12 protein-coding genes are annotated in these 21,199 nt (G+C 42.8%); 11 read left to right on the plus strand and 1 reads right to left on the minus strand.

Annotated features, from left to right (window positions below; genetic code table 11):
* The first annotated feature begins 33 nt into the window (after positions 1-33).
* From P2W76_RS07940 to P2W76_RS07970, 7 genes are all read left to right on the plus strand, one after another.
* Positions 34-2,868, plus strand: coding sequence for an FAD-binding and (Fe-S)-binding domain-containing protein (locus tag P2W76_RS07940; RefSeq protein ID WP_276347173.1), 2,835 nt, complete (start codon positions 34-36; stop codon positions 2,866-2,868).
* A gap of 136 nt (positions 2,869-3,004) precedes the next feature.
* On the plus strand, positions 3,005-3,583 hold the full coding sequence (locus P2W76_RS07945) for an RNA polymerase sigma-70 factor (protein WP_276347174.1): 579 nt from the start codon (positions 3,005-3,007) through the stop codon (positions 3,581-3,583).
* Positions 3,584-3,699: 116 nt separating this feature from the next.
* Entirely contained in the window at positions 3,700-4,839 is a 1,140-nt protein-coding gene (locus tag P2W76_RS07950; protein ID WP_276347175.1) for a FecR family protein, read from the plus strand.
* Positions 4,840-5,056: 217 nt separating this feature from the next.
* Positions 5,057-8,551 carry a TonB-dependent receptor gene (locus P2W76_RS07955; protein WP_276347176.1) on the plus strand — a complete coding sequence of 1,165 codons (3,495 nt, stop codon included), beginning with the start codon at positions 5,057-5,059 and terminating at the stop codon, positions 8,549-8,551.
* A gap of 9 nt (positions 8,552-8,560) precedes the next feature.
* Positions 8,561-10,393 carry a RagB/SusD family nutrient uptake outer membrane protein gene (locus P2W76_RS07960; protein WP_276347177.1) on the plus strand — a complete coding sequence of 611 codons (1,833 nt, stop codon included), beginning with the start codon at positions 8,561-8,563 and terminating at the stop codon, positions 10,391-10,393.
* A gap of 19 nt (positions 10,394-10,412) precedes the next feature.
* Entirely contained in the window at positions 10,413-13,556 is a 3,144-nt protein-coding gene (locus P2W76_RS07965; protein ID WP_276347178.1) for a SusC/RagA family TonB-linked outer membrane protein, read from the plus strand.
* Between the two features lie 17 nt (positions 13,557-13,573).
* Positions 13,574-15,277 carry a RagB/SusD family nutrient uptake outer membrane protein gene (locus P2W76_RS07970; protein ID WP_276347180.1) on the plus strand — a complete coding sequence of 568 codons (1,704 nt, stop codon included), beginning with the start codon at positions 13,574-13,576 and terminating at the stop codon, positions 15,275-15,277.
* A 141-nt stretch (positions 15,278-15,418) separates the two neighbouring features.
* Here P2W76_RS07970 and P2W76_RS07975 read toward each other — a convergent pair whose 3' ends face one another.
* Positions 15,419-15,886, minus strand: coding sequence for a DUF4293 domain-containing protein (locus P2W76_RS07975; protein ID WP_276347181.1), 468 nt, complete (start codon positions 15,884-15,886; stop codon positions 15,419-15,421).
* Between the two features lie 227 nt (positions 15,887-16,113).
* On the opposite strand from P2W76_RS07975, the gene truA reads away from it, so the two are divergent.
* The 4 genes from truA to sucD all read left to right on the plus strand — a co-directional run bounded on the left by truA (position 16,114) and on the right by sucD (position 21,167).
* Positions 16,114-16,884: a tRNA pseudouridine(38-40) synthase TruA gene (truA, locus tag P2W76_RS07980; RefSeq protein WP_276347183.1), complete on the plus strand. Its 771-nt coding sequence runs from the start codon at positions 16,114-16,116 to the stop codon at positions 16,882-16,884.
* On the plus strand, positions 16,877-18,637 hold the full coding sequence (locus tag P2W76_RS07985) for an ABC transporter ATP-binding protein (RefSeq protein WP_276347185.1): 1,761 nt from the start codon (positions 16,877-16,879) through the stop codon (positions 18,635-18,637). The genes truA and P2W76_RS07985 overlap by 8 nt, the downstream gene beginning before the upstream one ends.
* 101 nt (positions 18,638-18,738) lie before the next feature.
* A complete protein-coding gene (gene dctA, locus P2W76_RS07990) occupies positions 18,739-20,013 on the plus strand; it encodes a C4-dicarboxylate transporter DctA (protein ID WP_276347186.1) in 1,275 nt (424 codons plus the stop codon).
* A gap of 251 nt (positions 20,014-20,264) precedes the next feature.
* A complete protein-coding gene (gene sucD / locus P2W76_RS07995; protein WP_276347187.1) occupies positions 20,265-21,167 on the plus strand; it encodes a succinate--CoA ligase subunit alpha in 903 nt (300 codons plus the stop codon).
* Positions 21,168-21,199 lie beyond the last annotated feature (32 nt).

Below are 21,199 nucleotides of genomic sequence, written 5' to 3' on the forward strand. Positions count from 1 at the left end.
AATACTCACAACTTTAGGCCATAATTATTTGCTATGGATATCGAACAGCTTTTGGAGAGCATCCTGCCAAAAGAGAGAATTAAATGCCGTTTAATTGACCTGGTGGCGTATGCCTCTGATGCCGGATTTTATTATCTGCGACCGAAGGCTGTGGTCAGACCAATTAGCGAGGAAGAGATTGTAGCAATATTAAAGTTTTCTCATGATCATAAAATTCCGGTGACGTTCCGTACCGGGGGCACCAGTTTGTCCGGCCAATCCATTACGGATGGTATCCTCGTAGATCTGAAACAATACTGGAACCAGATATTGATAGAGGATGGTGGTAACATGGTCAGGGTGCAACCCGGCATTACAGGTTCAATGGTCAACGTTTTCCTTAAAAAGCACAAACGTAAAATAGGTCCTGATCCATCGAGTATAGATTCTGCTATGATTGGTGGGATTTTGTCAAACAACTCAAGTGGGATGTGCTGCGGTGTTAGTATGAATTCATATCATACCACCAGGCATATTCGTTTCATTCTCCCATGTGGGAAAAGTTTCTCTACAGAGGTTAAGGAGGATTATGAACGCTTTGAAAGGGAGTGCCCTGAGATATTCTCTTCAATACATGGCTTAAAGCAACAGATTGAAGCCAGCCCGGACCTTGCTGCCCGGATCAGGACAAAGTACCTGACTAAAAATACAGTCGGTTACTCCCTTAATTCATTTATAGATTATTCGCATCCTTTAGATATCTTGTCGCACCTGCTTATCGGGGCCGAGGGGACACTCGGTTTTATTGCCGAGGCAGTGATGGAAACGGTACAGGATTATCCATATAAATCAACCGCGTTCATTTATTTCCAGGATATATATTCAGCCTGCCAGGCCATTCGTCCGCTGACTGAAACCGGCGCTGAGGCTGTAGAGTTAATGGACCGGGCTTCTTTAAGATCCATAGAAAATATCAAGGGTGTTCCCGGCATACTGAAAACCTTGCCGGAGTCAGCGGCTGCATTGCTGGTGGAATATCAGAGTAATACGGTTGAAGAACTGGATGCCAAGATTGAAAGTCTTACCCCTTACTCACAGGAGTTTTTATTGCTTGAGCCAATCTCCTTTACTAAAGATACCGTACAGCAGGCATTGTACTGGAAGCTTCGCAAGGGGATGTTTCCGGCAGTAGGAGCTGTAAGGGCGAGCGGTACCACGGTAATCCTTGAAGATATTGCTTTTCCTGTCGAACAGCTGGGTGATGCGATATTGGATCTGCATATACTTTTTGCGAAGTATAACTATGACAATGCGATTATCTTCGGGCATGCCAAGGATGGTAATATTCATTTTGTAGTAACTCAGTCATTTAATACGGCGTCAGAGGTAGATCGTTATGACCGCTTCTTAAAGGAAGTGGTTGAACTGGTCGTTAAAAAATACGATGGCACTCTCAAAGCGGAACACGGGACCGGCCGGAATATGTCGCCGTTCGTAGAAACTGAATGGGGTACAGAAGCATACCAGGTGATGAAAAGCCTGAAAGAGGTGATAGATCCCCTTAACCTGCTCAATCCAGGGGTTATCATCAACGAGAGTAAGAATGCCCATATTCAGGATTTGAAATCGCTTCCTACTGTAGAACAGGAAGTGGACAGGTGTATCGAGTGTGGATATTGCGAGCACAAATGTCCGAGCAGAAATATAACAACCACACCCAGACAGAGGATCGTTATCCGCAGGGAACTGGCTTTACTGAAAACCAGGGGTGATATGCTTACCCACCGGAAACTGGCAGATCAATACCAGTATGATGGCATCGATACGTGCGCAGTTGATGGTCTCTGTGCTACAAGTTGCCCGGTCGATATTAACACTGGTGACCTGATAAAACGACTGCGCCGTGAGAACCATTCAAATTTCTCTAACAAGGTGGCTCTATTAGTTTCCCAGAATTTCCGGGCAGTTACGGTTATTGTCAATTTCGCACTTGCCAGTGGAAATTTCATTAACACAATATTTGGTAAGAATGCCATGATTGGCATTACACGTACGATCAAAAAGGTTATTCCGCCTTTTCCGCTTTGGAGCAATCAGCTTCATACAACCGGAAGGATCAGGGGAAAATACCAATCGACTATTGCAGATTTCACACAGGAGCAGAATACCGTTGTTTATTTTCCAACCTGCATTTCGAGGATAATGGGTGGAGCCGAAAATAAGAAAAATACGCCCGATACATTTTTAAGCGTGTCTCAGAAATCAGGGATCAATGTGATCATTCCTCAAGGTATCGAAGCGCTTTGCTGCGGACAATTATTTTCATCAAAGGGCTATAATATGGCTTACGCCGCGAAGTGTAATGAGACAGTGGAGAAACTCTGGAAAATAACCAACCAGGGACGTATTCCTGTAGTTCTGGATGTGACTTCCTGTTCGCACACCTTACAGCAATGCCGCCCGGTGCTGGATGAAATTAATAAGCAACATTTTGACCAGCTGAGAATCCTCGACAGCATAGATTATTTACATGATTATATAATTCCTGTCTCTGCACCTGTTGAAAAGAAAGGTTCCGTTGTAGTTCACCCGGTATGTTCACTCCAAAAGATGGGGCTTGAGCGGAAGTTCCTTGCCGTGGCTAACCACTTTACTGAGTTTGTACATGTTCCGGTAAATGCCGGCTGTTGTGGTATGGCGGGCGATAGGGGTTTTCTCTTTCCGGAACTTACTGCTGCAGCTACGGCGCCGGAAGCAGGGGATGTAAAGGTTAAGGCCTATGACGGCTATTATTCTTCAGGAAAGACATGCGAAATAGCAATGTCAGATGCGGTTGGGAAGAACTACGAGTCAGTTCTTTACATGGCTGATGAATGTATTAAAAATTAGCCCTATTTTATTCGTAAAGCCGAAAATAGGGTATATATAGTATATCCTTGAGCATTGCCCGGGAGTCTGCCACCGATAATATTCCAAATTTTTCTTGTGGGTTCAATTATAAATTGATAACCTTGAGTAAGTGGATATGGGTAACTACAGTGCTTTTTCTGATCTTGAATTGCTTAATTTACTAAAGGCAAGTGACAAGCTTGCTTATACTCAAATTTACGATCGTTATAACTGGCTGCTTCATACGCATGCCTATAGGAAATTGAATGACCGGGAAGAAGCTAGAGATGTAGTTCAGGGAGTATTTATGATGCTCTGGGCAAAACGAGAGAGCATCGAATTAACATCCAACCTTGTGGGATATTTGTACACCGCTATCCGTAATCAAATTCTAAATTTAATAGCCCATAAGCGAGTTCAATCTAAGTATATTGATTCCATAGTTGATTTCGCTGAGCAGGGATCATATCATGCAGATTTTCAGGTCAGAGAGCGTGAACTCAAGTCAATTATTGAGAGAGAAATAGCTTTATTACCCCCTAAAATGCGTGAGATATTCCTATTAAGCAGGAATACTAATTTAAGTCACAGGGAAATAGCGATGAACCTTAACCTTTCAGAACAGACCGTGAAAGCCCAGGTAAGAAATGCTTTGCGGGCACTTAGGGTAAGACTGGGCTTATTTAGCTTCCTGGTTTTATTGTTCAATTATTGACCCATCTTCATGAATTAATTCCTGACTTTGAATTAATTATTATTTTTTTCTCTACCCCTTCCATCAACTCTTCCTGTCTTGTATTTAAATAGAGATAGCAGATCTTTTATAAAACGATGCAAAAGGGAGATATTGAAAAATTATTAGCTAAGTATAAGGCGGGTACGTGCACTGAAGAAGAGCGAAGTTTATTAGAAACATGGTATTTATATTATGAAGATGACCAAATATCCGAACTTTCTGATTCTGAACGTGCTGATGATCTGCGTAAAATTCGTACTTCATTACTTTTTGTAAAGCAAAAGGGAAAGCAGAAATCATACATCCCGCGTATTGTAGCCGCGGCTGCAATCCTGGTAATTGCTTTAGCAGGTACCTTGTTTTTTATGAAAAATGAGCCCGCGCCATCAGTAGTTGTTAAAACTAGTTCTGACAACCAGGATATAGATCCCGGATCAAATAAAGCCAAATTAACGCTTGCAGATGGCTCAGTCATATCTCTGGATGATGCTCACGAAGGTACACTTGCGAAACAGACCGGAATAGCCGTTACCAAAACTACAGACGGACAACTAGTTTATGCGGTTCTGGAAGATGCTCAGGATCTTAGCGAGCTGCCAGTTAGCTATAACAAGATCGAAACTCCAATGGGAGGGCAATACCGAATTGATCTGCCTGATGGAACGAAAGTATGGTTAAACGCCGCCTCATCCTTAAGATATCCCACCAGCTTTTCAGGAGCCGACCGTCAGGTTGAGTTAACCGGGGAAGCTTATTTTGAAGTTGCTCATAACAAAGAAATGCCTTTTAAAGTGACTAGCAGGGAACAAACTGTTGAAGTGTTAGGAACGCATTTTAACATCAGTTCTTACTGGGATGACCAGGAGGTAAAAACGACACTTGTTGAAGGCTCAGTAAGAGTTGCGAATAACAAGGTTAAAACGGTGCTGAAACCTGGAGAGCAAGCGGTGCTCAGTAAAGACAATCAGTTTATCACTGTGTCAGAAGCTAATACCGAAACTGCTATAGCGTGGAAGAACGGATATTTTCACTTCAACAGGAATAATATCCAGGATATTATGAAAGAACTGGCCCGCTGGTATGATATAGAGGTTGTGTATGAGGGTGAAATTCCGGCGGATGAATTTGTGGGCAAGATCAGACGGAGCGTCACGCTTTTACAGTCGTTGAAAATGTTAAAACTGAGTAATATCCATTTTAGAATTGAAGGCCGGAAAATCATTATAACCGGCTAGACATAATATAGCAATCAAACTTAAAAGCCAAATTTATGAAGAAATAAGGACGAAAGAAAAATAAAAAAGCCGGGAAGTGGTGCAATACTCCCGGCTAAATTTAGTAGGCTAATCAAATCTGTTTAAAAAATTATTAACCAATCGCGAAAGTATGAAATATAATTCATGTTATAAACTCCCATTACCCCGGAGGTTATTATCTAAAACGTTTCTTATCATGAAACTAACAGCCGTTTTAATAGCAGTTGCCTGTTTACAGATCAGTGCCGCAGGTTTTTCTCAAAACATTACCATTTCAGGGAATAATGTAAAACTGGAAAGGGTGTTATCCTCCATAGAAAAGCAAAGCGGATATTTTTTTCTGTATAAATATAACGAAGTGAAAAATGCAGATCCGGTTAATTTAAAGCTGAAGAGCGTTCCGCTGAAGGTTGCACTCGACCGTTTATTAGCTGGACAGTTGTTTACTTATTCTATTGAAGATAAGACTATTGTAATCTCCAAAGGAGATACTTTCTCTATGGATATTCCTAAGCCGCCTATAACGGTGAGGGGAAAAGTTGTGGATGAGAAAGGGCAGCCTTTACCCGGAGCTAGTATTCGGTTGAAAGGTGCAGGCAATGCAACAGTTACAGATGTAAACGGAGACTTCATCCTAAGGAATGTAAACACTAATGATGTTATAGTAGTATCTTTTATCGGCTTTTTCAACAGTGAAGCAACTATAACGGGTCAGACCTCCATCCAGGTAGTTCTTAAAGAGGATTTGAGAGGTCTTAATGAAGTGGTGGTTGTAGGCTTCGGTACACAAACGAAAGCAACATCTGTTGCTGCAGTAAGTACTGTTACTGCGGTAGATCTCATTAAGGCTCCTGTTGGCGACGTAACAAACGCAGTGGTTGGTCGTATGGCAGGAGTAATGACCCGGCAACGTCAGGGCCGTCCCGGTGCAAGTACCTCCGATATTTATATCAGGGGTCGTGCGTCTAACAACTCGGTAGCATTAATAATTGTGGATGGTGTGGAAAGGGAGACCTTTGGCGATATCGATCCAAGCGATATCGAATCCATAAGTACGTTAAAAGATGCTGCCTCGACAGCTCTTTTTGGTCTTAAAGGGGCCAATGGGGTAATCGTCGTCACGACAAAGCGAGGAATAGAGGGTGCTGCGAAAGTTACCTATAGCACCCAGTTTGGAATAAATACATTTGGACAAAGACCTAAGCCATTGCGCTCGTATGAGGCGGCGGTTTTACATAATGAAGGAGAGGACAATATGATCTCCGCAGGTATTTTACCCGCCGGGTATCTGAAATTTTTTACTCCAGCGGATATTGAAATGTTTAAATCAGGTAAGGGTGATCCCTTGTTGTATCCTGATGTTGACTGGTTTGAAGAACTTACACAGGATAGTTGGCCTAGACAGCAGCACAATCTTAGCCTCCGCGGCGGTAGCAAGAAAGTTAACTATTTTGTCTCTGTCGGGTATATGTATGAAGATGGTATGTTTAAACATTTCGACACACCATTGGGATATAGAACTTCACCATATGCAAAAAGAACAAATTTCAGGTCTAACCTTGATTATAAGATAACACCTACCACAACGGTAAGTCTGAACCTGGGAGGAAGGATCGAGAATGAATATACCATTCGTGGTATAAAATATACACAGACAGCACCAGTAGCCAATTTTCGATCCGGCGCCGAAGCGGCATTTAAATGGATGTATATTGCTCCCTCCTGGTCTATGCCTTTTGACCGGGCAGCCACTGCGCGGAGAACACCAGATCAAATAGAAAGAGATGATACGTATAATCAGATTATAGGCGTAGGCTTTGGAGGGGCTTTAGCCTACCAGGAGAACCCCTATATAAACCTGAAAAGAGGTGGTTATACAGCAGGAGAGAAAAACATTCTTGAAAGCACCTTTATGGTTAATCAAAAATTGGATTTCATAACCAAAGGGTTGGATGTTTCCGGTACATTTTCTTACGACCAGAGTTCTGAGTTTTACCGTACCCAGGCCGGCGCAGGGGCGGTCTACACGGTGGATAGGTCTACGAGCCAAATTGTTCCGGCATTTGCTAATCCCGCGACTATTAGAATAGAAGATCCATTAAACAGTAACGCGGGCGTTGGTGGTGGACTGCTCAAAACAAATATGATGATTCAGGCTAACTACAAAGCCGGGTTTAATAATCATAATGTTTCAGGAGCATTGGTTGCTACACGGCAGATAGGTTTCTTAACCGGGACTGAGGCACCCCGTGCTTTCCAGGGGCTGGTTTTTAGATCAACTTACAATTTTAACGACAAATACTACACGGAATTTAATGGTTCCTATCAGGGATCAGAGAACTTTGATAAAGGGTATCGTTATGGCTTCTTTCCAACAGTGGGCTTAGGATATACGCTCAGTAATGAGGGGTTCATGAAGAACATAAACAGCGCCATTAAGCTTGACTATTTAAAAATACGGGGAAGTATTGGTATGGTAGGCTACGCAACCGGAAATATTAGCCTGGTAGGGTACGCATCGATACCTTCGCGGTTCTTATATTTAGATGAGTACGCTCCCGCGGGAAGTATACTTCTCGGTAATCCTACAAGTCCTGCAGCGGCTCCGCTTTATACCCATAGCCGTATAGGTAATCCATCCGTCACTTTCGAAAAAGGCCTTAAGAGAAACATCGGAATAGACGCAAACTTTCTTGATAACAGGGTTCAGATTGTTGCCGACTTATTCGATGAGCAGCGAACTGATATTCTGATGTCAAGGGCAGGAGCAACCTTTGAGCATTATGGAGAAGGTGTTCCAATTTATAATTATGGCGAGAACTATAATGGCGGTGTAGAAGCTGAGTTGAAACTGAATAATAGAAGTGGTGCTTTTGGATACGGAATGAATTTCCAGTTCAGTCATATAAAAAACAAGAGGATCATTATGGATGAACCAATTAATATCAAAGGGAATTTGAAAAGAGCGGGTTCTTCAATCGGACAGTTTTTTGCATACGATGTTGAGAAAGGATTTTTTCAAAATCAGGCTGAGGTTGATGGTTGGGCTAAAATGGAGGGTTTTCCGTTTATGCCAGGAGATATTAAACTTAAGGATGTAAATAAGGACGGTCTTATCACTGCAGAGGATTATACATCTATAGGGTATTCTGATGTGCCAATAGACCAATATAGCCTTGAACCCCACATTTCGTTCAAAGGGTTTTCTTTAAGCGCTCTGTTTCAAGCTGTCGACAAGGTCAGTTCAGAGTTTAATTTAGTTGAGACGGATGCGATTTTTATTGTTCCTCAATACTATGAACATCAATTAGACCGCTGGACGCCGCAAACTCCGAACGCGAAGTACCCGGCCATCCGGGCTGCCAATATAGGGCAGAACAGATTTTTTGGCAGGACAGATTTGAGAGGTGAGAATACGGGGATCATTAATGCCTTTAATCTACAGGACGCAAGTTATATTAAGCTTCGGAATATTTCTTTGCACTATGCGATTCCTCAAAAAATGGTTTCGAAATTGAGAATGTCGCAGGCCACCGTATCACTGACCGCACAGAATTTATATACCTGGACGAATTTTGTTGGGCTTGATCCGGAAAACGGGGATGATCTCAATGTAGGGACTTATGTAAACAGAGGAGTTACCTATCCTAACATCCGAACATATCAAATTAATTTATCCATTACGCTATAAGAAAAGGCAATGAAGATAAGATATATAATATTAGTATGTGCATCATTATTTTTGATGTCGTCGTGCAAGAAAGACTTTCTAAAACGTGATACAGGTGTTGTTACCACCGAAGACGATGTGTTTTCAAACCCTAGATTTGCTTCACAGTTTGCTGATCGTTCCTATACATTTATGGTAAGTGATTACTATGGGCTGGGCTCGGTTGGTCAACCTTTTAGAGGAACTATCTCGGAGTTTACCGACGAAGCCGTATGTGGCTTCTTAGATGAACCCTATAAAGCTATGTATAGTGGTGACTGGACCAACAGGGAGCATGGAACAGAATTTGGTTCTAATAAAACAATTTCAGGGCAAAGGCCACCCTATGTAAAATTTTATGAGGGTATCCGAAATGTAAATGTTTTTCTCCAGCATTATCCTGATATTCCCTGGACAAATGAGCCTACATTAAATGGTGAATTAATAAGAGCTCAGCAACTGTATTATAGGGCATATTTTTATTTCGAACTTGCCAGGCGCTGGGGCGGTGCTATTATAATGGATAAGCCTTTGGCTTTGGATCAGGATATGGATATCCCCAGGTCAACTTTTGAGGAAACAATCGCTTTTGTCGAAAAGGATATTAATGAGGCGGAAAAAATATTCTCGACAACGACTTTTGTGGATAATACCGGTACCAGTCCGTTATTAATTTATAATCCAGCAATGGGCTGGAATCCAAATTACTCCATTAGCATTCCGGGCAGCAATGTGTCGAATAATAATGGGCGACCGGACCTCGGGGCGACCAGGGCATTACGTTCACGGGCGCTGCTATTGGCTGCTAGTCCATTATGGAACACTTCCGGTGATGTCACCAAATGGCAAAAGGCAGCTGATGCCGCTAAACTGGTTATAGATATGGGTCGTTACAGCTTAAATCCTGATTATTCAAGGATATTAACCGACCCTATTTCGCATGAGTATATTCTCGCCAATATTAAAGGCCCACGTGCCTCGAATGTTGCAGGCTTCTTTAGGGATTATCTTATTTCCCCGAGTACCAATGGATATCTGGAAAAAAGCGGTTCATTAAATCCTACGCAAAACCATGTGGACCTTTACGAAACCAAGCAAGGCTTACGTATTAGTGATAGCGGATCGGGTTATTCACTAGCTTCTCCATATGCTAACAGGGACCCAAGACTCGAGTTTAATGTCATTCATAACGATCAGAGTTGGCAAGCTCCGTCGAAAATGGAAACCTGGTATACTACCGGGCCCACCGGAACAGTTTACGGAAAAGATGTTACGGCAACTCCAGGCACAGGTACAACCACCAGTTATTATTGCCGGAAATTATGGCCTGAAGCTTTAAAAGGGAATGCAACGTCAACAGCTATATTGAATTTTGTATATTATAGGTACGCAGAAATCCTTCTTAATTACGCGGAAGCGTTAAACGAAGCACAGGGTCCGGTTGCAGCAGCAGCGGCTGCTGTTAATCAAATAAGACAAAGGGTAAATATGCCCACGGTCGCTCAGACATTTGCAGCCCGTGGTATTGCTGCATCGAAAGAAAATATGCGAGATCTGATTCGCAACGAACGCGCTGTAGAGATGGCATTTGAGAATATAAGGTGGTTTGATATCTTACGTTGGAAGAAAGGGACTGAAATAATAGCTCAACCAATACGTCGTATGGATGTAAGGAAGCAAGGCACGGCTTTTATTTATACTCCAACATTGATGACGACCGGTTATCAGCGCAGGTTTGAAGATTACATGCACCTGTATCCAATCCCTCTAAATGAAATAGCAAAAGGCAGTAAGCTGGTACAGAACCCGGGATGGCCTAATTAACTGGGCTAATACGATAATTATGACTAATTCTAACGATAAAGTCGGGGTTATTAACCCTGTTTCAGAGATCGCCATGAAGTCTTCAGGCATGTTCAGTGAATACAAACAAATAAAGCCAATGGAAAATCTATATAAAAATATAAGGTGCATGTTTATTTGCCTTCTGATGGGAATAAGCACGTATTCCTTCGCACAGGGAAAAAATGCTGCGGTGGCTGTGGTCTATAGCGGTTTAGTAAAGGATATTAATAATAATGGCATTGCAGGAGTAACAGTTTCTGTTCAAGAAACAACTGTGAGCGTTTTGACGGATATTTCCGGCCGGTTCTCTATATCCACAAGCAGTGATAATGTACTGATTTTTAATAAGATGGGGTTTTCATCGAAGACCTATGAATTAGGTTTAGAAGCCAATATTGAAGTTATCCTGGAAGCAGCTAAAATTCTGGCTGGTGACGATGATTATGTTGATATACCATTTGGAATTCGTCAAAAGCGATATTTGACAGGTGCAATTTCATCAATAAAGACTTCCGAGTTGCCGCAACCATCTACCAGTTCTTTAACGAATGTACTCTCGGGCAGACTGCCTGGGTTAAATGTGTTACAAACAAATACACAGCCTGGTAACGACCTGAGCGTTTACCGCGTCAGAGGAAGAAATTCCTTCAACTTTGTGAATGCTTTGGTTATGATTGACGGTATTGAACGTGAACTTTCAGACCTTGATTTCGAAGAGGTGGAAAGTTTTACCGTATTGAAAGATCCCGCGACATTGAGCTGGTATGGTTTGAGAGGATCCCAGGGAGTGATATTGGTAACAACAAAAAAAGGAAGTCCAAATAAATCATCCATTAATTTTAATGCCCAGTATGGCCTTCAAACGCCAGACCACATGGTAGCGCAATTGAACTCTTTTGAATACGCTTCATTGTATAATGAAGCCTTATTGAACGATAACCCTTCTGCAACACCAAGGTATAATCAAACTGCATTAAATGCATACCGGGACGGTTCCAATCCATTTTTATATCCTGATAATAACTATCAGGAAAGGTTTATTAAAAGCACAACTCCTTACCAACGTTATGTAACCTCAGCACAAGGCGGGGATAAAAACGTCAGGTACTTTGCTCTGATCGGATATTTGCAGCAGGATGGCTTGTTTAATGGGGGTGACGGCGCTGACTATAACAGTAATAATGGCTATAAGCGATTCAATTTTAGAGGCAATGTTGATTTTGATGTGAATCCTCAACTTACAGTCTCCGTTAACCTGGCGGGAAGAGTTGAGAACCGGAATGATCCGGCCATAGGAACTCCGACGCTGATGAGCCTAATTAATAATACCAGGCCGAATGCCTATCCTATCTTAAACAAAGACGGAACTTTTGGGGGAACTGTTGAGGATCAAAATAATATTCTGGGGGCTATCACCTCTAATGGCGTGATTCAGGCAAAGCAGCGAGTAGGATACGCCAACTTTAATGCCCGGCACAAACTGGATATGCTTGTTAAGGGCTTGTCGGCAAATCTCTTGGTTTCTTATGATACCCGAGGGGATTATTCTTCTGGCTTTACCCAGAATTACAGGATTTTTGACGCAACTGGTGCAGGCAATCCACTACCTTACCGGGCCGAAACCCGTCCTGCATACAGCAGTGCTGCTTATGCAAATGCTTTCAGAGCTAGTGAAATTTGGGGAGGTTTTGACTATGATCGAACTTTCGGTGACCATCAGGTAAATGGAAGTATTCGCGGAATGAGGTCTGAGGTGGTCGACTTTACAAGCCGGACTGATTTCTCGCAACGACTGCAGGGTATTTCCTCAAGAGTAGAGTATAACTATAAAAAGAAATATTTATTAAGCCTCGTTGGCAGTTATTCAGGTGACGACGATCTGCCTCCAAATAAAAGATATGGGTTATTTCATGCTATATCTGCCGGTTGGATAATTTCGGACGAGAGTATGTTTAGCAATAGCGATGTTCTGAGCTTTTTAAAACTTAGGGCTGCTCATGGTCAAACCGGAAATACGCAAATTGGATTTGGTCAGGGAAGCCTGAGCAGGTTTCCGTATCAGGGGAAATATACCCGTAACTTAGTTGGTAATGCTGCAGGATATCAGTTTGGGACTGGATTCGCTTTTACAGGCTCGGCTAATGAGTTAAATATTGGAAATAATTCTATAACCTGGGAAACGTTAACAACAACCAATTTAGGGGTAGACTTTAGCTTATTTAAGAATACGCTATCCGCCACTTTTGATGTTTTCAAAAACAGGAGAGACGGAATTCTTACGAGTGCATCTATACCGGATATAATTGGGCAAACTACCGGCGATTTGAACGAAGGAATTGTAGATAGCAAAGGATTGGAAGGCTCTTTACTGTATAACAAAGGTTTTCGTAATCTTAAACTCTCATTAAATGCAAATTTTTTGTTAACTGATGAGAAGATTGTCTATCAGGGAGGACAAATAGGCATCCCGGACTATCAAAGTACTATCGGGTTCGGGACCGGATCAGGGCTTTATTATGTTTCTGACGGTATCTATCAAAATGTTGCAGAGATTGCCGCTGGGCCGCAATCGACCCTGTCAAACCAGATACTGCCTGGTGATATTCGTTATAAAGATGTAAATAATGATAATATTATCGACGCGAATGACCGGGTGAGATATACTTTCGGATCTCCCACTTACTTCGGTATCGGAGCGCTTCTTACATATAAAATGTTTGATTTGAACGCCCAGTTTCAAGGCACCTCAGGTCAGAAAATGAATATCAGGGGCATTATTGATACCGGGCCCTCCGCATTCAATCGCGAAAGTTTGAAAAGGTGGACACCGGCTACTGCTGCGACGGCTATCTATCCTAGAGTAGGATTGGCTAACCTCGGAAACAACAGAACAGATTCAGATTTCTGGGTTCGGGACTCTGATTATCTGAAATTAAAAACTATTGAACTAGGGCTAACCCTCCCGCAGACTTTGGCAGCAAAGGTTAAGATGCAAAGTCTCCGGTTTTATCTGAACGGATTTAACCTGTTGACATTCTCCAAATTGGATATGGATATTGATCCTGAGCTTCCCTTCTTAGGCCGCGGCGCAACCTATCCCTATGTTAAGATGTATTCGGCTGGGCTGACTGCTAAATTTTAAACTTTAAATCATTAGTTATGAAAAAATATATAATACAGGCATATTTGATCTGTTTGCTAATAGGCTTTTCAGCTTGCAAAAAGGATTTCTTAACATATGATTATGCTGTTGATGGAACGATTTCAGAGGATCAGGTTTTTGCATCTAACGAGCATGCCAGAAACTTCTTAAACAATGCCTATCGCGGCCTCGTAGCAAACGGGAACGGTGACTTCCGGTATAATTTAATCGGAGAAATGGGATTGTCAACTGGCAGTGATGAGGCGGTAAGTGCATTGCCCGGAGCGGCAATCAATCTATTCAATAATGGTAACTGGAGTCCTACTCTTCTCTACGATGATGTGTATGTTCAACAATATCGCGCTTTGCGAAGTGTTAATGTTTTCTTAAAAAATGCACCAACAAGTGCATTGATTGACGATGCAACGCTTTCTAAGCAAACGTTAATAGGTGAGGCTTATTTTTTGCGTGCAATGTTTCATTTCGAATTACTGAAAAGGTACGGCGGAGTGATCATTGCAACTAAGCCTTTTGACCTGACCGATAATCTCGACCTTCCTAAAAACACTTTTGATGAGGTAGCAGCACAAATTGTTGCAGACTGTGATCTGGCTGCAGCCAATATTAGTTACGCAACTTCTTTAGATCATGGATCGGCGTTAAAAGGAAGGGCAACAAAGGCAGCAGCTTTAGCGCTCAAATCAAGAACATTGTTATATGCGGCAAGTCCACTGAATAATCCTGGCAATGATATAACTAAGTGGCAGGCCGCCGCAAACGCTGCGAAAGCAGTTATCGATCTGGCAGGTACTAAACACGGACTTCTTACTTTTGCCCAGCTTCCCAATTTGTGGAATTTTGGAACACTGGCGTATAATAAAGAAGTAATATTTGCTTCTGAGACCTTATCAGCAACAACGATCGACCTCAATAATGCACCCCCTAGTTACACGGATGGCAGAGGAAGAACGAATCCGACACAGGAATTTGTGGATGCGTTCGAGATGAAGGCCTCGGGGAAAAATATAAATGCACCAGGTTCTGGTTATGACGCCAGCAATCCTTATGCAGGTCGTGATGACAGGCTGGCGCTATTTGTAAACTATAATGGTCTCAATTTCCGAGGCGTTGCGATTGACACGCGTGTTGGAGCGAAAGACAATAATCCGCAGGCCGCAGTTGACAGAACTACGCAGACGGGATATTACTTGCGCAAATTTGTTAATACTACGAACACCGCCGCTACAAGAAGGGCCTATGTTTATTTCAGGTATGCCGAGATCTTATTGAACTATGCTGAAGCGCTGAATGAAACTCAGGCATCACCATCTATAGAAGTTTATAACGCTGTAAACAGTGTGCGGCGAAGAGATATTACTTCGACTACTGCCGGTTTGGCCGCGTTACAAAGCACGAATATTAACGGCAACGGATATGTACCACCCACACGAGATGCTATGCGTTTAAGAATTCAAAATGAACGTCGTGTTGAACTTAGTTTTGAAGAACACAGGTTTTTTGATGTTCGTCGTTGGAAGCTAGGCGATCTGTTCTTTAATAAACCAGTTAGCGGAGTAAAAATAACGGGTACAGCAGCGCCTTTCACTTATACATACTTTACCGTTCAAAACAGGACTTTTTCGGATAAGATGTATCGCTTCCCATTTGCTCAAACACAGCTAGCAAAAGCGCCTGCTCTCACGCAAAATCCGAATTGGTAGTATTGAATGATTAGAGATTTTTGGCTGATTCTGTAAAGGATCAGCCATTTTTTATCAACAATTCCAGCCAGCTTAGAGGAGGGGGCATAGAAGTCTTTTCAGACATGATCTTGCATATCCATCATTAAATTGGTGAAGCAATCACCTCAGCCTGTCAGCCGATTTAATCAATCTGTCGTCCCTTTTCATCCCCCGTATAGCAAGGATCAGGAACAGGATAGCAAATGACGGCAGCATGAGGCCAATTCCGTAGTTCTCAGGCTGGAGCTCAGCGCTTCCTATAACACCGCGGGCCCTTTGTATTATCCAAAAGCTAAAGCCGATAACCAGGACGACCGTTAAGTAGGAGTATAGTACCTGTTTTTTGCGATCTTTATAAAGGAATATGATCACGAATGGTATGAGTCCCAATATAACAGTAGCTATAGTCAGGCCCAGGAACGGCTCGGTTTGTACCTGTTGCCCGTTGATGTTCTGATAAATGCCCGTTACCATAATATCTTTCGCAAAGCCAGTTTCATCAAGCACCCTGAGATAAGGGAATAAGAATAAACTGAAGATAGACGCAGTTGCGAAAAATAGCCAGATGCTTTGGATCCTTTGTATCATAAATTGGAATTTTAGACAAATATAGGAATAGGATTAATAGTCTGGAATAGGAGGTTCCGGTAATGCACTGGAATGATAATCAGATAGGGATCTTCCAATGTCGCGAATGTGCTGTCATCCGGCGCATGCCGGAAGCCATGTTCCTTACTTTTATTATTCGTTGAACTCGCGATAAAATTTAATTTCGAAACTCCGTCTCTTTGCTTCCCGGTCATTACATTTGCATCTTGAACGCACCAAAGAGATATTTTATAGAAATTGCTTACAATGGAACGTCATACCATGGCTGGCAGGTTCAATCAAATGCCCGCTCTGTTCAGGAAGTTCTTAATAAGGCCCTGTCTACCATTTGCCGGGAAGACTTAGAAACAGTGGGATGCGGCCGTACGGATACCGGCGTCCATGCCCGGCAGCTGTTTGCGCATTTTGATCTTTATGAAAAAGCTGACCTGATGGACCCGCGTTTTCTTCTAAGCCTCAATTCCTTGCTTCCTTATGATATTTCCGCGAAACGTATCATCGAGGTGCATCCCAATGCGCATGCCCGTTTTGATGCGAGCCAGCGGTCATATGAGTACCATATTCACTTTAAAAAAGATCCCTTTAAACATAATTTATCCTGGCTGCTACGCGATATTCCCGATATTGACATGATGAACAGGGCTGCTCTGATACTCATGGAGTACACCGATTTTAGTTGCTTTAGCAAATCGAATACCCAGACCTTTACCAATAATTGTATCATATCACGAGCCGAATGGGTAAACACCGCTCAAGGCATAATATTTCATATTTCAGCAGATAGATTTCTAAGGAATATGGTCCGTGCAATTGTTGGTACCTTAATGAGAGTGGGAAAAGGGGAGATAGTACCTGAGGATTTACGGCACATAATTGAAAGCAGGGACAGATCTAATGCGGGTGAATCCGTACCTGCCTGCGGATTATATTTAACCGAAGTATTATACCCATACATAAGATCTGCACCTAATGGCTAAAGTGAGCGGCAATGCGGTTGACGTGAATCTTCTAAAAAGGATCTTCCATTATGTTAAACCATATAAGGGTATTTTTGTATGGTCGATCATCATGACCGTAACGCTCGCCGTTCTGGCTCCGATCCGGCCCTGGTTGATTCAGTTCACGCTGGACAGATTTATTGTCGAAAACGATAGCGCAGGATTGCTCACTATGACCCTTATCATGATCGGCCTGTTGTTGGTTCAAACCGGCGTTCAATATTTCCATACTTTTTACACAAATATCCTGGGTCAATCGGTGATCAAAGATCTGAGGGTTCATGTATTCAATCACATCAGCAGTCTTCGCTTGAAATATTTTGACCGTACCCCTATCGGACAACTGATCACCCGCACGGTGTCCGACCTGGAAACTATTGCCGACATTTTTTCCGAGGGGCTGATCGTTATACTGGGTGATATCCTGCAGGTAGTAGCGATCATCGGAGTGATGCTTTATATCGACTGGAAACTCACGCTGGTCGTGCTTATTCCTATGCCTTTCCTGATGATGGCATCTTATGTGTTTAAGGAGGCTATCAAGTCTGCCTTCCAGGATGTCCGTAACCAGGTTTCCAATCTCAATACTTTCTTACAAGAGCACATCACCGGTATTAAGATCATCCAATATTTCGCAAGAGAGAACCAGGAGATGCGAAAGTTTAAGCGTATTAACGCAAAACACCGGGATGCCCACATCCGTTCAAACTGGTATTACTCTATCTTTTTCCCTGTTGTCGAAATTATTTCGGCCATCTCTTTAGGTCTTTTAGTATGGTGGGGTTCTGAATTTATTCTCACCGACCGGATCACCCCAGGGGTGGTAGTTTCATTTATCATGTTTATAAATATGCTTTTCAGACCTATACGTGAGCTCGCAGATAAATTCAATACGCTGCAGATGGGTATGGTTGGTGCCGAACGGATCTTCACTGTATTAGATACCGATGAAAAGACTGAGGATAAAGGCAGGCAAAAGCCAGAAAATCTGCGGGGAGACATTGAATTCAACAAGGTTTGGTTTGCATATAACGATGAGCATTGGGTATTAAAAGATATATCGTTCCATGTAAAACCCGGCGAAACATTAGCCCTTGTCGGTGCTACCGGAGCCGGTAAATCTTCCACAATAAATATTCTAAACAGGTTTTATGAAATAAATAAGGGCAGTGTTAAAATAGATGGCATTGACATCCGTGAGTACGACCTGGCTTATCTGCGCACCCATATAGCGACGGTATTGCAGGACGTGTTTTTGTTCTCAGACTCGATTGCCAATAATATCAATCTGAATAACAAGGAAATTACCAGGGAAAAGTTGATGAGGGCTGCACGGGAGGTTGGTGCCGAAGATTTTATCGGGCGGCTTCCGGCAGGTTTCGATTATAACGTCATGGAAAGAGGCGCGACATTATCAGTGGGTCAGGCGCAGTTGATCTCTTTTATACGGGCCATGGTGTATAACCCGCGGATCCTTGTTCTCGACGAAGCGACTGCTTCGCTCGATACCGAAACCGAAGAACTAATTCAGAATGCAATTACAAAATTGATGGAAGGCCGTACTTCTATCGTCATCGCACATCGTTTATCTACCATCCAGAACGCCGACCGGATTATCGTGCTCGATCACGGCGAAATCAAGGAAATGGGCTCGCATCAACAGCTTTTAAAGCTTGATGGCTACTACAAGCGGCTTTACGATCTGCAGTTTAATTCGGAAGGAATCTTGTAAGTTGTACGTTTTACGTAATACGTTTGACGTTCTGGGCGGCTAGCACAGCGGAAGAACGTATAACGTAAAACGTATTACCTAAAACTCTATATTAGTCATCCATGAAAAGAGTCGTTACCCACCTCACCTTCCAGGTACTTGTAGCTATAGTAATAGGAATACTTGTCGGTCTTAATTTCCCAGGATTCGCGCCAACGGCGAAGCTGATCGGTCAAACTTTTATCAATATGATCACCATGCTTATCGCACCGATCATATTTTTCACCATTGTTCTTGGCATCGCTCAGATGGGCGACATGAAAAAAGTTGGCCGGGTAGGAGGAAAGGCAATTTTATATTTCGAGGTCATAACGACGCTGGCAATAGTTATCGGCATGCTCGTGGCTAATATTTTTCAACCTGGTAAAGGCGTCGACATACGTTCTACTCATCCCGATATTTCCAAGGTACAGGCATACCAGGATGGTGCGGCAGACATGAACTGGCTGGAATTTTTTGCACATATCGTTCCCAAAAACATTATCGATTCGTTTGCAAAGGGCGACATTCTTCAGATACTATTTTTTGCTGTTCTATTTGGTCTTGCTCTCAGTAGGATGGGGGCAACAGGTACTTCCCTCATAAATACCTTTGAAAAAATTTCACAGGTGATCTTCAATATTATGAAAATGATCATGAAGCTCGCACCTTTCGGAGCGTTTGGTGGTATGGCATATACCATTGGAACGTATGGTATAGAGACGCTTTTTCCGCTTGGTAAGCTGATGATAGCCGTTTATATGACGATGTTCCTTTTCATTTTTGGGGTATTGAATATTATAGGGTATATCTTCGATTTCAGCCTTTGGAAATATCTAAAGTTCATCCGGCAGGAAATAGTGATCGTTCTTGGTACATCTTCCTCGGAATCTGCTCTTCCCAGCATGATGCAGAAAATGGAAAAATTCGGCTGTTCGAAACCGGTTGTGGGGCTGGTTATTCCAACGGGTTATTCATTTAACCTGGACGGCACGTCGATCTATTTATCGATGGCTGTGATATTCTTGTCGCAGGTTTTCGACATTAACCTGAGCCTCAGTCAGCAAATCACCATCATCGGGGTGTTGATGGTTACCTCAAAGGGAGCGGCGGGTGTAACAGGAAGCGGTTTTATAGTGTTGGCGTCAACCCTCGCTGCGCTGAAGGTTATTCCCGTAGAAAGTATAGCTATCTTACTGGGTGTAGACAGGTTTATGTCTGAGGCCCGTGCAATCACCAACCTGATTGGGAATGGAGTGGCGGCAATAGTTATTGCCAAGAGCGAAAAGGAGTTTGACCAGGCGGCTTATGAAAAGGCAACTAATCCGCGGACGGCAGATTTCATTAGTGAGGGGTAAAGGAAGTTGAAAGTTGAAAACTGAAAGTGGAAAACTGAAAACTGAAAGTGGAAAACGCCTATCCCGCACGTGCGGGATTATTATCCTATTAATCCTTTGCTTCGCTTCGCTCGCTATGACACGAAAAGTCAGCTTTCCGCCCGCATTCTATTAATCCTGTCATCTTATTAATCCTAATTATAATTCTTTTCCCAATTACCTTTTGACATTCTTGCTGATTCTGTTAGCTTTGCGGTACAAAAATATATTCAATGAGTGTACTTGTTAATAAAGATTCAAAAGTTATAGTTCAGGGATTTACAGGAAACGAAGGCACATACCATGCCTCGCAAATGATTGAATACGGAACGCAGGTTGTAGGAGGTGTTACTCCGGGAAAAGGTGGTCAAACTCACCTTGACAGGCCCGTTTTTAATACTGTTAAAGACGCAGTGGACAAGACCGGAGCTAATGTTTCTATCATATTCGTGCCGCCGGCATTTGCTGCAGATGCGATCATGGAGGCTGCAGAAGCAGGAATTAAAGTTATAGTTTGTATCACAGAAGGTATCCCGACTAAGGATATGATCCTGGTTAAGGAATATCTTTCTGATAAAGATTCCCGTCTGATCGGTCCGAATTGCCCGGGTATTATCACCGCTGATGAAGCTAAGATTGGCATTATGCCAGGATTTATCTTCAAAAAAGGAGGTGTTGGTATCGTATCCAAGTCAGGTACTCTAACGTATGAAGCTGTTGATCAGGTTGTGAAAGCTGGTTTGGGTATTACGACCGCGATAGGAATTGGTGGTGATCCGATTATCGGCACGCCAACGAAAGAAGCTGTTGAATTATTGATGAATGATCCTGAAACTAAAGGTATCGTGATGATCGGTGAGATTGGCGGAAGTATGGAAGCTGATGCAGCCCGCTGGATCAAGGAAAATGCCCGCCAGAACGAGCTGCTCGGGCTGGGAACTAAACCCGTTGTAGGATTTATTGCAGGTCAGACAGCGCCTCCGGGACGTCGTATGGGGCATGCAGGAGCAATAGTAGGCGGTGCTGATGATACGGCAGCAGCGAAGATGAAAATAATGAGAGAATGCGGTATCCGTGTTGTTGAGTCGCCGGCAGAGATTGGTGCAGCAATGGCAGAAGAGCTCGCAAAGCTATAGTGAAATTAGGGTGATTAGTCATCGGAAAACCG

Origin of the sequence: Daejeonella sp. JGW-45 (assembly GCF_029360805.1) — a bacterium.
Classification (GTDB): domain Bacteria; phylum Bacteroidota; class Bacteroidia; order Sphingobacteriales; family Sphingobacteriaceae; genus Daejeonella.